General features: G+C 62.0%; 9 protein-coding genes and 1 pseudogene. 2 read left to right on the top strand and 8 right to left on the bottom strand.

What is annotated here, in order from left to right:
* Nucleotides 1–8: 8 nt before the first annotated feature.
* From ABZN20_RS02465 to ABZN20_RS02440, 6 genes are all read right to left on the bottom strand, one after another.
* Nucleotides 9–1,625 (bottom strand): tetratricopeptide repeat protein, encoded by a 1,617-nt coding sequence (locus ABZN20_RS02465; protein ID WP_367026644.1) that lies wholly within the window; start codon nt 1,623–1,625, stop codon nt 9–11.
* Nucleotides 1,622–3,382 (bottom strand): tetratricopeptide repeat protein, encoded by a 1,761-nt coding sequence (locus ABZN20_RS02460; RefSeq protein WP_367026643.1) that lies wholly within the window; start codon nt 3,380–3,382, stop codon nt 1,622–1,624. Before ABZN20_RS02460 ends, ABZN20_RS02465 begins: the two co-directional genes overlap by 4 nt.
* 32 nt (nt 3,383–3,414) lie before the next feature.
* Nucleotides 3,415–4,113: a glycosyltransferase gene (locus tag ABZN20_RS02455; RefSeq protein ID WP_367026642.1), complete on the bottom strand. Its 699-nt coding sequence runs from the start codon at nt 4,111–4,113 to the stop codon at nt 3,415–3,417.
* A 347-nt stretch (nt 4,114–4,460) separates the two neighbouring features.
* On the bottom strand, nt 4,461–6,080 hold the full coding sequence (locus ABZN20_RS02450; protein ID WP_367026641.1) for a methyltransferase domain-containing protein: 1,620 nt from the start codon (nt 6,078–6,080) through the stop codon (nt 4,461–4,463).
* The gene (locus tag ABZN20_RS02445; RefSeq protein WP_367026640.1) at nt 6,070–7,824 is read right to left on the bottom strand and encodes a tetratricopeptide repeat protein; all 1,755 of its coding nucleotides are present in this window, start codon (nt 7,822–7,824) and stop codon (nt 6,070–6,072) included. Before ABZN20_RS02445 ends, ABZN20_RS02450 begins: the two co-directional genes overlap by 11 nt.
* 20 nt (nt 7,825–7,844) lie before the next feature.
* On the bottom strand, nt 7,845–8,162 hold the full coding sequence (locus ABZN20_RS02440) for a hypothetical protein (protein ID WP_218806541.1): 318 nt from the start codon (nt 8,160–8,162) through the stop codon (nt 7,845–7,847).
* Between the two features lie 292 nt (nt 8,163–8,454).
* Here ABZN20_RS02440 and ABZN20_RS02435 point away from each other — a divergent pair, with 292 nt between their 5' ends.
* Together ABZN20_RS02435 and ABZN20_RS02430 are read left to right on the top strand one after the other, a co-directional pair.
* Entirely contained in the window at nt 8,455–10,194 is a 1,740-nt protein-coding gene (locus ABZN20_RS02435; protein WP_218806540.1) for a cation:proton antiporter, read from the top strand.
* A 133-nt stretch (nt 10,195–10,327) separates the two neighbouring features.
* Nucleotides 10,328–10,699: pseudogene (locus ABZN20_RS02430) on the top strand (GIY-YIG nuclease family protein); the annotation flags it as partial.
* A gap of 28 nt (nt 10,700–10,727) precedes the next feature.
* Here ABZN20_RS02430 and pta read toward each other — a convergent pair.
* Together pta and ABZN20_RS02420 are read right to left on the bottom strand one after the other, a co-directional pair.
* Nucleotides 10,728–12,830, bottom strand: a complete 2,103-nt coding sequence (pta, locus tag ABZN20_RS02425) for a phosphate acetyltransferase (RefSeq protein WP_367026638.1) — start codon at nt 12,828–12,830, stop codon at nt 10,728–10,730.
* Nucleotides 12,831–12,832: 2 nt separating this feature from the next.
* Nucleotides 12,833–13,801, bottom strand: coding sequence for a hypothetical protein (locus ABZN20_RS02420; protein WP_367026637.1), 969 nt, complete (start codon nt 13,799–13,801; stop codon nt 12,833–12,835).
* Nucleotides 13,802–14,041: the final 240 nt, after the last annotated feature.

Below are 14,041 nucleotides of genomic sequence, written 5' to 3'. Positions count from 1 at the left end.
ATGCGCACCTATGGCTTCCCGGCGCTCAATTGCCGCGCAACGCCATGCAGCACGGGTGTCCAATCCCCCGAGCGCGGTTGGCGGATCAGCCGCACCGAAGGATACCAGGGCATGGTCTGTCCCGAAGCGAGATACCGCCATTCCGGCACACGTGGAACCAATACCCAGCCCGGACGGCCCAAGGCTCCGGTCAGATGGACGATGGAAGTGCACACCGTGACAACTCTGTCCAACGCCATCACCAAGGCGGCGGTTTCGTCATAGTCATCGATCGCTTCCTGCCAGTGGAGAACCTTAAGGCCGTAGTTATCCGACAGCGCTTCCAGCTCGGTTCGGCAGTCGGTGTATTGCAGACTCACGAAATGCATGCCGTCGGTGGCAAGAATCGGCAGCCATTCTTGGAGCGGAATCGAACGCGCCTCCCGCCGGGTCTTGCCCTGTCCCCCGCGCCAGGAGATGCCGATCTTTGGACCGTCGCCCAACGCCGCCAGCCGGTTTCTCCAAAATGCCACGCGTTCCGGATCGGCCTTGAGGTAACCCCGATGGTCGGGAAAGGCGGCCTCTTCGGTGCGAAAGATGCTGGGCAGATCACCTATCGCCACTTGAAAGTCGATGGGCGCCACATCCGCCAGACGCTCGAGACCGGATTGTGCTCTAGCCGCGCCGATTACCGTAACGCCCGGAAACGAACGCCGAAACAGGCATTCGAGGCGGAGGTTACATTCCAGAACCACCCTCGCCCCCGATTTCTCCAGAACATCCTTGATGCAGGATGAAAACATGATTTCATCCCCCAAGCCCTGTTCACCGTAAATCAGCAAGGTTTTTCCGGGACAGGGCTGGCCGTCCCAGTTCGGAAACGGGAAATGGCGGTTCTGCGTGCCGCGATAACGCCAGCGGAGGTGATAGTCCCGCCATCCTTCCTCGAAGCGCCGGTTTTTAAGCAGCACGATGGAGCGGTGAAACATCACTTCTTCGCGGAACGGTTCTGCCAGCAACGGTTCGAATCCGGCGAGGGCTTGCTCCACCTCGCCCGCGTCCGCTCGGGCCTGGCACAGGTTGAAGCGGGCCTCCGTCAGATCGGGTTTCAAGTCCAGTGCCCGCCTGAAACACGCGATTGCCTTGTCGACGTCGCCTTTTCCGTAGTGCCACTGCAGCCCCAGATTGTTATGGGCCGACGCATCCCGAGGGTTCAATGCGATCACCTCTTCCCAGGTGCGGATCGTCAGATCGATTTCGTCCAAATCGTCGTAGATCAACGCAAGCTGCGATAAGAATGCACCTGAATCCAAATGGCGGCCCTTGGCCTCCTTCAGGATGGCAAGCGCTTCCGGCCTGTTCCCAAGGGCAATGCAATTCCTGGCCAGCTTATGCAGAATTTCGGATGAATCGGGACGGCAGCGCAAGGCCATCCTTAAACAGTAATCCGCCTCGGCCAGCTCGTTCTTCTGCTGATAGATTTCACCCAGCGCAGCATACGCATTGGCACATTCTGGATCGTGGTCGATGGCCTGCTCCAGCCATGTCAGCGCGGAATCGAGATTGTTCGCCGCCAGCTCCGCCAGCCCCCGCTGACAACAGACGCGCGCTTTGCTCTGTACCTCATCCGATACCGTTACCATCATCGGGCTACCGCTACGTCATCGAAATTCCTGAGTGAGAATGCATTCGTCAAACTCTCGAGCTCCGTACCGATCTCCACGATGACAGGCTCCCAATGCAGAGGTTCAGCCTGCCGGAACAGACGGGCCGCGGGGTACCAAGGGAGGCTTGCCCCTTCGCGCAGGTACCGCCAGCCCGGCGAACTCGGCACCAGGACCCAGACCGGCACCCCCAGCGCACCCGCCAGATGCACGACGGCCGTGCAGACACTTATGACCAGGTCCAGGCTGGCGACCAAGGCCGCCGTTTCCTCGTAGTCGCTTTCGATCTCGCGCCAGGAATGAATCCGGATACCATGCCGTGAATGGAACGAATCCAGCTCGGCCCGGCAATCGGTATATTGAAGGTTTACGAAATGCGTATTCGGCCGGCTGAGCACCGGCAACCAGGTTTCCAAAGGGATGGAACGCAGATAAGCGTTCGTCCTGCTGGTCCCCCCTCGCCAGGACAGCCCGATTTTCAGCCCCGGCCCGAGCGCGGCGAGCCGTTCTTTCCAGCGTCCAACACGCCGCGGATCGGCTTCCAGGTACCCCGAATGGCGAGGGAAATCCACCTCCTCGTTGCGAAAAAAACGGGGAAGGCTGCCGACCGGTATTTGCAGATCGATGGGGCGGAATGCCTCCAGCCAGGTATCCGGCTTCTTGAACCTTTTCCCGGCAAATTCGGCCTGTGGAAAAGAACGCCGATACAGGGTTTCGAGCCGGGGGTCGCATTCGATCACGCAACGGCCCCCTTTTGCGAACAGATCGGGGAAGCAGCCAGCCAGCATGATTTCGTCACCGATTCCCTGCTCGGCATAAACCAGCAGGTTTTTTCCGGTAAGGTCCTCTCCTTTCCATTCGGGGAATGGGAACCGGCCGCGTGGAAATTCCGGCGCCAGACGCCGGTATTCCTGTTCCTCCCAGCCTTCGCGGAAACGTCCGGCCGAAAGCAATAAATGAGCTTTCGTCAGATGAATATCACCGGATTCGGGCTCCAGTTCCAATGCCCGATCGAAAGCGGCAAACGCTTGGTCGATATCACCGAGGTCTTGATGCACAACACCGATATTGGCGTGGGCCAGTGCGAATTCGGGTTTCAGCAATACGGCATGTTCAAGCATTGCCAATGCTTCGGCCGGTCTTCCCAAATCTCTCAGCAAGAGCCCGTAATTGTGCATGGCCTCGACGAAATCCGGCTTCAGTTTCAATGCCCGCCGGAAACATGCCAGGGCTTCTTCGAGGTCCCCTTTCCGCTGCAGGGCGATTCCCAGATTGCACCAGGCATAGGCGTGCGTGTCGTCCTTGGCCAGTATCGAACGGAAGCAGGTCTCCGCCCTTGCGCAGTCATCCAGGTCCAGCCAGACGATCCCGATGCGGTTGCGGGTTTTCGCGTCGAGTCCCGGGACGCTTTCGGCCCGGTTCAGACATTCCGAGGCTTCCGGGAGACGCCTTTGAGCAAGCCTGACCCTGGCAAGATGGAAGCTGGCAAGGGCCGCCCCGGGCCGCAGGTCCAGGGCTTTTTGGCAGCAAGCTTCCGCGAGGGCGAGATCGCCCTCCGCCAAAGCTTTCTCGACTTGCTGATAAAGCCGATCTATCGCCGTGTCGTCGGACTCGATCGATTCCCCTCCATTGGTACGGGAAGGGCGCACCCCGGATAGGGGAAGTGCGCCGGTTTCCGCTTTACGCGAACTCCCCGCCCCTTCCGGGAGGCAGATATCCTTGAGTAACCGCAGCAGCATAGTCGAATCCCGTGCTGAACCGAGAGCCGCCTTCAGCGGCCCTGTCTCTGGTCGACCCGCAACATGCCGGCGAGTTCGGCGCGCCACTCTTCGGAATATTCGCAGTCATGGTATTCCTCGAAATAGGGTCCGCCTATGGTATAGTGCACGAGCGACACGTCGCGGGACGGGGAATCATATCCCACCAAGTGGTTCCAGCGATGAGGTATCTCCCCTATCAAGGCTTCGTCATCGAGCCATTTGAACTGGTGCAGTTCGAGCCCTGAAGCGGTATTGACATAATCCGGTGTCAAGGCTTTGCATTTCGCGTTATTGAAAAGCATGACGCTGGACCAGTTCTTTTTCTCGTATCGGGTCTGTGCCGCGTCCAGAAACTTGATCTCCTCCTCGGGGACGTGGTTATGCTTGACCACCTGTACGGCGTAACGCTCGTCCCGCAATGCCCAAAGCTCTACGATGTCCTCGAGGACGAGCATGTCGCAGTCCATGAAAACGGACCAGCCGGAAAATCCCGCCAGATACGGCACCAGGAACCGGCTGAACGAAAAATCCGTCGACTGCAGCGGGTTGCGTTCCCGCCTGTACACTTGGCCAAGCTGGGTCAGCATCAAGGGTGTGATGGATACCGGCTGTGAAGCTCTGACGTGAATGCTGTGGGTCAGCACGCTGAAGGCCAAGGCTTCGCGCGGATCGTAGCCGATGAATATTCGAATGGGGGAGACTTCTTGCATGTGCTTTTTGAGGATTCTGTTTTTCTTTACCACAAGGGCCGAAGCCGGTATTTTCGCTTCGACTCCGCTCAGCGAACGACTTACTAAGAGTTAAGAAACCAATGCCATATATCAGCTTCCCTCACCCCAACCCTCTCCCAAAAGGATAATACCGTTAAGTTAAGAAGAACTCGTCGTTCCGGCAGGGAATGCCGGAACCCAGAAGCCAGGGATGGCGACAGCCGTACACGTCCTTGTGGCCTGGATACCGGCAGTCCCTGCCGGTATGACGGCCTAAGTTAACTGCATTATGCAGAGGAGCATTTTGTATATTTGGACAACACTTTATTGACATCCGGCAGCCGATATCAAGAACGGTGTGGCTTCATGCCAACTATCCTCATATCCCTGGGCTCTCTCAATTTGAATTGGGCGGGCTCCTGACGCACGTTGATCAGCCCGGATTGCCGCATGATTTCCGCGAGACTCTCGGGCGTGTAACCCCAGCGGTGGACCATCAGCGGATCACGCCAGGAAGGGTCGCCGTAAAGCACCCACATCGACCGCTGACACTCCATCCCTTCCTCTTTGGCGCTGACAGGATTCCTGAGGATTTCCTGGCATGCCGCGATCAGATTCGGACACTCCAGAATCATCCTCCCGCCGGGTTTCAGAACCCTGACCCACTCCCGCAGCACATCCTGCACCTCCCATCGCCAGAAATGCTCGATGACGTGAACGGAAAGGATTTCGTCCGCCGAGTCGCCGTCGAACGGCAAGACATGGAGATCGCAAATAATCTCCGGTACCTTTCCAGCACGGCTGGGGGCGACGTCGACGTTCAAATACCCCGGAAGTATTTTGTCCCCGCAGCCGAGGTTCAAGCGAAGCGAATCGGCGACCGTCCCGGCGACAATCGGCGCCTCTTTGCGAACGGTGCCGTGGCCAGTTTCGGAGATGACCTCCAGCCAGCGCGCCCCAATGTTCTCGGCGGACAAATTATCTTTTATGAACGCCTGGGCCTGTGCCACCTGGCTCGACACCATGTCCGGATGCGTCAATGCCCACTTGATACCCGTCACCAGATCTTCGCTGATCCAGGCCCAATCGATGAAATCCTGGTAGGCCGGCAGAGGATGGGCGACGACGTATTTCCCGGCCCAAAGCGCTTCGGTCAGCCTGTTGTGACTCTTGACGGACTCTCTGCCGCCCGCGGAATCGCCGGGGATGATCACCAGGTCGCAGCGTTCCAGGGCATTTTCCATTGCCTGGGGGGACCACTCGGAGAACGTGAGACGAAAGTTATTGCTGGCCTCCGTCCCATGCTTCGACAGCAGACCTTCCAACAAGGGATTTCTGGAAGTGACGATCTCCAACGCTACCGGATATTCCTTCGTCAACACCATGAGAGAGGGAATCACCGCCAGCAGAGCGGGCAGATTGGACGGATGCCCGAACCACAGCAGGCGTATCGCCTCCATAGGGCGGAGAAGCAAGCCGAAGTGCCGCCGCCCGGCGGTCCTCATGGCGGAAGGCGGCCTTCCCCGCCCTTCGACCGGATCGGGGATGACGGCAGCGACGATACCGGTGTACTTCAAAGCCGCTTCGCCCATCGCCTCAGTCGGTACGGTCACCCGGTCCGCCAGGGCCGCCATTGCCCGATAATGGGCACACAGTTCGGGATTGATGAAATGGTTGTCGCTGACGTCGAATATGACTTTCGCACCGTTCGCTCCGGCGAAAGATGCCGCGTCTTCGTTTGCCCTGTTGAAGCTCTTGGAGAAAATGACGACGTCGGCATCCAGCGAATCACGGGGATAGGAATCCCAGGTCATGTCCAGGCCGACGCTGTGAAATTCCACCGCATGTCTCTGGCCCTGAAGATACCTGCCCGGCAAGAGCATGCGATAGCGCGCGCTTGCCATGTCCGATGCGATTTCGCCATTTTCCATCCGGAGGCTGGCGAAGGTGATCCAGCTAATTTTCATCGAGATACGCGCTCAATTCATTTTTCACGCGAAGAATGACTTCCTCCCAAGCAAACGGCACCGCCTGCCTGAAGACGCGGCAGGTTGGATACCAAGGCATGGCACCTTCGCCGATTCCATACCGCCATTCCGGGCCGGCCGGCGCCATGACCCACACCGGCCGCCCCAGTGCGCCGCCCAGGTGAACCGCCGCCGTGCAGACGCTGATGACCAGATCGAGCGCACCGAGGAGCGCGGCCGTTTCGTCGTAATCGGCAATGGCCGCAGGGAAATGATGGATGGCCAAACCCTGTGCCGCCTCGAGCGTTGCGATCTCGTGCCGGCATTCGTCGTATTGCAGGCTGATGAAATGCGCCCCGGCGAGTTCGAGCACCGGCGCGAGCGCTTCCAAAGGAATGGAACGGTAGCTCTGGCGGGTCTGGCGGGTACCGCCCCTCCAGGCGATGCCGACCTTCAAGCCAGGGCCGAGCTCAGCCAACGACCGGCGCCAGTGTGACACGCGCGCCTCGTCCGCTCTGAGGTAGCCACCGTGATGCGGGAAATCCTCCAAGCGTCTACGGAAATGCAGAGGCAGGCTGCCGATCGGGACACAGCAATCGATCGGCGGCAGCCGGGACAGCCAGGCCGGTTCGTCGTGCTGGCTGCCGCCATGCACGGTGGCCGTCGGGAAGGAGCGCCGGAAGATCGGCGCCAGCTTCTCGTGGCATTCGATCACGCAATGCCCGGCCTGGGCGATGACGTCGGGCAGGCAGGAGGCGAACATGATTTCATCGCCCAGGCCCTGCTCGGCATAAACCAGAATGGTCTTGCCGCTCAGGCTGGATCCGCCCCAGCGCGGAAACGGGAACGGACGCTTGGGGCGATCCTCGCTGAGCAGGCGGAGTTCGTAGTCGGCCCACCCATTCTCGAAATCGTGGACCAGCAGCCTTGCGAGAGCGCGGTGAAAGCGTATCGAACGGTTTTCCGGTTCCAGCGCCAATGCCTTTTCGTAACTGGCCAGAGCTTCGTCGATACGGCCGAGGTCTTGAAGCGCGATGCCGCGGTTGCCGTGCAGTTCCGCATCGTTCAGCCCCAGCTCCAACGCCCGGTCGAAATGTGCGATGGCCAGATCGGGGCGAAAGCGGCGCTTAAGCAGGAGGAATCCCAGGGCAGCCTTTATTTCGGCATCGTCCGGGGCAGCGCCGGCCCACCGCTCCAGGAGCCACTGGGCATCCCCCGGCCAGTCCAGCGATTCCTGCAACCCCACCCAGTGCCGCAGCGCCAGGCCGAAACGGGGATTCAGATCCAGCGCCCGCCGGAAGCTTGCGGACGCCTGCGCCGGTTCGGAGCGCGTTTGCTGACAGATGCCCAGGTTACACCAGGCCAAGGCGCTGGTTTCGTCCAGGGCGAGCGCCTGCCGGTAAGCCGACTCCGCCTCCGCCAGGCCGCCGGACATCTGGTGGACGTTGCCGAGATCGATCCAGGCTTCCGCGAAATCGGGTTTGAGCCGCACCGCTTTCGCCAGATTCCGGCCGGCGAGCGCCAATTCGCCCCGCATGCCCTGCAAGCGCCCGAGGTCGTACAGGGCCTCCGGTGATTCCGGATCTTGCCGGAGGAGGGAGGCGAAAGCGCGCTCCGCGCCTTCCGCATCGCCCGACGCCGCCATTGCGCGCGCCTCTTCCAGAGAGCTGGAAACGCCGGCAACTCCGCGCTTGCCGCGGTCCGCCAATACCCTTGCGGCCCGCTTGAGGACCTGAGCAAGCATGCGTTTAGGCGTTCCAGGTGTTACTTTCTGCTGAGGTAGACGATCAGCCCTTCCGTCGCCACTTCGACGAAGTCCTTGCTGTAGCCGAGATCCTTCAGCTCCCAGCGGAAGGTGTTGCCGAACTTGGCCTTCTTGTACATGCCCAGGCCTTTTTCCTGGTTGAACTGCTTGGCCTTCGCGTAGGCGTCTTCGAGGATCTTGGTGAGCCGGTTGGCGGAAATTCTTTTCTCCTGGACGGTATCCATGGATGGGGGGTAGCGCTTGGCGATGTCCTGCGCCAGTGTCTTGGCGAACAGGTCGACCTCTTTGTTGGCGGAGAACCAGGAGAACAGGCCCATGTTGCTGCATTCCTCGACTGTATTTGGAGTTTTCTGTCAATGCACTGCGACGCTTTTCGGCGTCGCGCCCCGGCTGGAGAAAACTAGCAGATTTGGAACTTTCCGCAAGGGCGTCGGCGGCCATATCCGCACTCCGGGCGAACACCGACATGCCCTTCATCGGGGTAATCCGCTGCCGATAAACGTAGTCTTTCCGCCACCACCGGCTTGACAAAAAGGCTCTGCGGCACAACAGTTCGGATACAGGGCGCGGAAAGAACGCCCCATCGTTTTCCTACCCGACGCCCGGAACATGGCCGAACACCTCTACCCCAGCTTTTTCAGCGAACTCCTGGTACTGTTGCTGGCTTCCCTCGCCAGCGTGCTCCTGTTTCAGCGCCTGCGCCTGCCCGACATCCTGGCCTATCTGTTCGCCGGCGGCCTGGTGGGGCCGTTCGGCTTCGGGATGGTCACCAACGGCGACAACATTCATTTCTTGTCCGAGCTGGGACTGGTTTTCCTCATGTTCGAGCTGGGACTCGAATTTTCGGTCCGCCAGTTGCTGCATCTCACCCGCGCGGTGTTCGGCTTGGGTTCGTTGCAGATGCTGCTCACACTGTCGGCCTTCGCCTCGGTGCTTTTCTTCGGCCTGGACTGGCCCGTCGGCGCCACGCTGGTGGTGGCGGGATCCATGGCGCTGTCCTCGACGGCCCTGGTCATCCGCGAGCTGCGCTCGCTCAAGCTCATCAACCGGCACCATGCCCAGCTCGCGGTGGGCGTGCTGATCTTTCAGGATCTGGCCGCGCTCCTCGGCCTGATCCTGGTGCCCGCGCTGGCCGGAAACAGCGAGCACGCTCTGCACGAGCAACTGCTCCATGTCGTGGAAAAGGGGGGCATTCTGGTCGTGATACTGGTAGGCGCCGGCAAGTGGCTGCTGCCGCCCATCTTCCATGAGGTCGCCCGGAGCCGCTCGGAGGAAATCTTCGTCCTGACGGTGCTGGTCATCATCCTGCTATCGGCCTGGCTGACGCAGACCTTCGGCCTGTCCATGGCCCTGGGCGCATTCCTCACGGGGGTGATGCTCGGGGAGGGCGAATTCCGCCATCAGGTGGAAGCGGACATCCGCCCTTTCAAGGACATTCTGATGGGCGTGTTCTTCGCCAGCGTCGGCATGCAGATCGATTTCGGCCTGCTCGTGCAGGAAGGCCGCATCGTCCTGCTCGGCATCGCACTGCTGATCTTCGCCAAAGCCGCCGTCATCACCCTCGCCGCCCGGCTGATGGGCGAGTCGGCCACGACCGCGAGCAAGACCGGCATCATCCTGGCACAAGCCAGCGAATTCGGGCTGGCCCTGATCACGCTGGGGGCGCAATTGAACGTGCTCGCGCCGCGGATCGCCTCGCTGGCGCTGGCCATCATCGTCGGTAGCCTGATCCTCGCACCCTGGCTGATCCGCTACAACTTCGAGATCAGCCAATGGATCGGCCGGCTCGCCGGCCAAGATGTCTCGGGCCGCGACCGCGAGATGAGCCGGATTCCGCCGCACCTGTCCGACCACATCATCCTCGCCGGGTACGGACGGGTCGGCCAGATGATCGCCAAGTTCCTCAAGAACAACGGCATCCCCTTCATCGCCCTGGACCCGGACGGCAACCGGATCAAGGAAGGGCGCGCGGCGGGCGATCCTGTGATCTACGGCTCCTGCGCCCGAATCGACCTGCTGCGGCGCTGCCACATGGAGCGCGCCCGGCTCGCCATCCTGACCTTCAAGTCGCTGAGCGAAGCGCGCCGGATCATTACCCAGATACGCCGCCAGGGCTATACCCTGCCGATCGTCGTACGCACCCAGAACGAAGCAGACCACGCCGCACTGATCGAGGCCGGCGCCGATTACGTCATCCCGGAAATGCTGGAGTCGAGTCTGGTGATCGCGGCCGAAGTTCTGAACTTGCTGGGCTATTCCAAGACCGTGGTGCAGCCCCAGATCGACGCAGAGCGGGCGCTGCATGCACAGGTCAAGGAATCCTCCGCGCCGGATCGGGAGGATGGATAGCTACGGCGAGACCGGATTCGGTCTCCCAGTTGCATTGACCGTCGTTCCGGCAGGGAATGCCGGAACCCAGTGACAGGGAGGTTCGCACGGGCAGGCCGCACAGACGACTCAGACAAAACAACCCTGCGTCTATCTCCTCGCCAGCAAACGTAACGGCACCCTGTATGTAGGCGTGACTTCCGATCTGATCCGCCGCGTGTATCAGCATCGAAACGAACTGGCCGACGGATTTACCAAGCGATATGGCGTCCATGAACTGGTCTGGTACGAGGTTCATGAACGCATGGAGAGCGCGATTCTCCGCGAGAAACAGATCAAGAAGTGGACTCGTGGCGCGAAAATTAACCTGATTGAACGCGCCAATCCTGAGTGGCGAGATCTCTGGCCAATTCTGGCGAGTCCGTCCGTGGAACCTGGGTTCATGCCGGGCTGTCCTGCCCGGCACCCTTCGGGCCAGTGCCAATCCGCTCCCGGCGGATTGGTCCGGCACTCCCTGCCGGAATGACCTCATTACGAGCTTCGGTCGCGCCTTCCTACCTGCTGGCCATGGCGTCCTGCGCCTGAATCGCCGTAATCACCACCGTGTTGACGATGTCGGCCACGGTGCAGCCGCGGCTGAGATCGTTGACCGGCTTGGCGAGGCCTTGCAGGATGGGGCCGATGGCCAGCGCTCCGGTTTCGCGCTGCACGGCCTTGTAGGTGTTGTTGCCGGTATTGAGGTCGGGAAACACGAACACCGTGGCGTGGCCTGCCACCGGCGACCCCGGCATTTTCTGGGCGGCGACGCCGGCATCGACGGCGGCGTCGTACTGGATCGGCCCTTCCAGCAGGAGGTCCGGCCGGCGTTCGCGGGCGATACGGGTCGCTTCCCGGACCCGCTCGACGTCCGCCCCTGCCCCCGAGGCCCCGGAGGAATAGGAGAGCAGCGCCACCCTGGGCTCGATTCCGAAAGCCTTCGCGGTGTCGGCCGAGCTGATGGCGATCTCCGCCAATTGTTCGGCATTGGGGTTGGGATTGACCGCGCAGTCCCCGTACACGACCACACCGCCGTCCAGGCACATGAAGAACACCGACGACACGATCGAGCAGCCGGGCCGCGTCTTGATGATCTGCAGGGCCGGCAGGACGGTATGCTGAGTGGTATGAACGGCACCGGAAACCATGCCGTCCGCATCGCCCCGGTAGACCATCATGGTGCCGAAATAGGAGACGTCGAGCAGGCAATCGCGGGCGGCATCCAGCGTCATACCCTTGTGCCGCCTCAGTTGGAAATAGGTTTCCGCATAGGATTCGCGCCGGCCGTCGGTGGCCGGGTCGACGATGTCCAGAACCGCGGGGTCCAGGGGAATGGCGTGCCGCCTCAGCGCTTTTTCGACCTCCTGCCTGGAGCCCAGCAAGGTGAGCCGGACGGCCTCGCGCTCGATCAGGAGGGCGGCGGCGCGCAACACCCTGGAGTCGGTGGGTTCGGGCAGCACGATATGGCGTTTGTCGGCCTTGGCGCGCTGCATCAGGTTGTAGGTGAACATCCGCGGCGTGATGCCGTCGAAGCGGACGTTGCGCACCTGGGATTCCAGGCGTTCCGCGTCGACATGGTCGTTGAAGGCGGTGATGCTGCGTTCGATCTTTCCGCGGTCGCCGGCCCTGAGTTTGCTCTTGACCTGGAGCGCCCGGGTCGCGGTCGTATAGGTATCCGCGGACACTGAAATGATGGGCAGGGAATCCGGCAGGCCCTCGATCAGGTTCAGAATCGAAGGTTCGGGTCGCTGGCCGCCCGACAGCAGCAGGCCGGCCAGCGACGGATAGCGGGCCGAACGGTCCGCCTGCAACATCCCGATGATGATGTCGCCCCGGTCTCCCGGCGTGATGACCAACTGTCCTTCCCGCAGCCAGGTGAGGGCATGCTGCAACTGCATGGCCGCGACCAGATAGCCGGAGACGAGCCCGTCGAGGCGGTCTTCGCCGCTCAGGATTTCCGCTTCCAGCCGGTCCGCGATTTCCCGCACGGTGGGATTCCCGAGCCTGGCGTCGAAAGGAAGGACCGCCTTCAGCCCGACCCTGTCGCCGAAATGTCCGGCCAGCGCTTCGCGGCAAGCCTCAAGCGCTGCCGGATCGGCCTTGTTCAGGAATGCCCCGGCCACCCGCCCGCCACGCTCGCGACAGGCGTCCACCGCGATCGCCAACGGATGCACCGCCTCGTCCAGCGTTCTTCCCAGGGCGCTGCCGACCATGAGGATCGGCGCGCCCAGATTGCGCGCGATCTCGCAATTGAGCTCGAACTCGAGGGAAGCCATCTCGCCGAGATAGTCCGTGCCCATGCAGACGATGAAGTCGCAGCCCGCTTCGAGCTTCTTGTAGGCCGCGATGATCCGTTCCAGCAGTTCGTCGGTCCGGTTTTCGCTGAGCAGGGCCTGCGCTTCCCGGTAAGTCAGGGCATAGGACTCCTCGTAGCGCTGCGGCAGAGCGAAATGATCGAGCACGAGGGCGATGTCTTCGTCGCGGACGCCGGCCTCGGGGATCACCGGCCGGAAAAATCCGACCCGCGTGGTTTTCCTCAAGGCGAACTCGGTCGCGCCGAGCGCCACCAGTGCCTTGCCGGCGTCGGCTTCGGTCGCCGCGACATAGAACGCATGGCTCATGTTTACATACCTTTCGACGGAAAATCCGTTTGAATTTTAGGAGCGGCGGTTCTCGCGAATTCCGCCAGAGCGAGCCCGATCGCCGAGGCATCCGCGCCGGACGGGCAGCCGTCGAGCAGCGCCTTTCGCGCCCGCGGGCCGAAGCCCCAGCATGCCCCCAGCGCGGCGAGCAGGGCCGCGATCGCGTCCCTGCCGCCGGCGGACAGCCGCTGGTTCGGCGCCTTGCCTTCGAGACGCAGCTCGCTCTCGACCAGGATAGCGCGCAAATATTGAAGGCTGTGGACGACATGGGTATTCATGTCGCTGACCAGGTAGTCGAATCGCGCCGAAAACACCGGATCGGTCAGACGCCCTTCGAAACAGCCCGCATCGAGCGCCGCGGCCATGGCGAGGAAGAAGGCCCGCTGCCCGGCATGGCGGGAGCTGTCTTGGAAGAACTTGCACGCGTGCTCCAGGTCGTGCACGAAGAATTCGAAACCGTTGGGCTTGGACAGCACCGGCTCGAGCATCCGCGGATAGACGGCCAGCAGGGTCACCGGCCGCTCTCCCCTGCCTTGCATGGCGAGCACCTCCCGTGGAGAGGGGATCCGCTCCGTGAGCCGCAGCGCCCAGCGGCCTTGAAGCCAGGCCACCAGCGCCGCCGGTACGGCCGGAATCACGCAGCGGAACTGGTAACGCTCGAGACGCCCGCACAGAGCCGAGGTCAGGACATCGCCCTCCAGGCGGTCCAGGAGATCGAGCCAGCCCTCGGCCGAAGGCCGGGGATCGAGCCGGCTCTTGCGCGAGGTGAACCGGGCTCCGTGCAATGCGATCTGCCAGATCAGGAAGTAGCCGGCGGCGTACTGGGCATCGCCAATAGCACCGTTGCGCCAGCGGCCGGCCAGCGCGCCGATCCCTCCGCGAAGCAGACGCTCGGCGGTCAGAGCGCCAAGGTCGGGACCGGGATCGACGGACACGGACTGGCGAGACATGTGAAACTGGCGCGCTCGCCGCGGGCCAGGAACGGCACACGCCAGCCCCGCGTTGCGCGCACCGCAGTGAAAACACGGCGGTCGCCGATCAGTCCGGCGAGGATGATGTGGTCGTGACGGCGACGCACCGCGGTTGCAGAAGCCATGGGGATAGCGGAATCCTTGTCAGGGACGAGCTTGGAGCGGGATATCCTCCGGAATTGTACGGCCGGAGACAAGCTCGCCATCCGCTTCGGCCGG

The sequence above is a fragment of the Methylococcus sp. ANG genome (assembly GCF_040730495.1).
Lineage (GTDB): Bacteria > Pseudomonadota > Gammaproteobacteria > Methylococcales > Methylococcaceae > Methylococcus.
This window is presented reverse-complemented; position numbering and strand designations above follow the sequence as displayed.

Coding starts and splice junctions, on each gene's coding strand:
- ABZN20_RS02420 (WP_367026637.1), bottom strand. CDS start 13,801: ATGTCTCGCCAGTCCGTGTCCGTCGATCCCGGTCCCGACCTTGGCGCT.
- ABZN20_RS02435 (WP_218806540.1), top strand. CDS start 8,455: ATGGCCGAACACCTCTACCCCAGCTTTTTCAGCGAACTCCTGGTACTG.
- ABZN20_RS02450 (WP_367026641.1), bottom strand. CDS start 6,080: ATGAAAATTAGCTGGATCACCTTCGCCAGCCTCCGGATGGAAAATGGC.
- ABZN20_RS02455 (WP_367026642.1), bottom strand. CDS start 4,113: ATGCAAGAAGTCTCCCCCATTCGAATATTCATCGGCTACGATCCGCGC.
- ABZN20_RS02465 (WP_367026644.1), bottom strand. CDS start 1,625: ATGATGGTAACGGTATCGGATGAGGTACAGAGCAAAGCGCGCGTCTGT.
- ABZN20_RS02460 (WP_367026643.1), bottom strand. CDS start 3,382: ATGCTGCTGCGGTTACTCAAGGATATCTGCCTCCCGGAAGGGGCGGGG.
- ABZN20_RS02440 (WP_218806541.1), bottom strand. CDS start 8,162: ATGGGCCTGTTCTCCTGGTTCTCCGCCAACAAAGAGGTCGACCTGTTC.
- pta (WP_367026638.1), bottom strand. CDS start 12,830: ATGAGCCATGCGTTCTATGTCGCGGCGACCGAAGCCGACGCCGGCAAG.
- ABZN20_RS02445 (WP_367026640.1), bottom strand. CDS start 7,824: ATGCTTGCTCAGGTCCTCAAGCGGGCCGCAAGGGTATTGGCGGACCGC.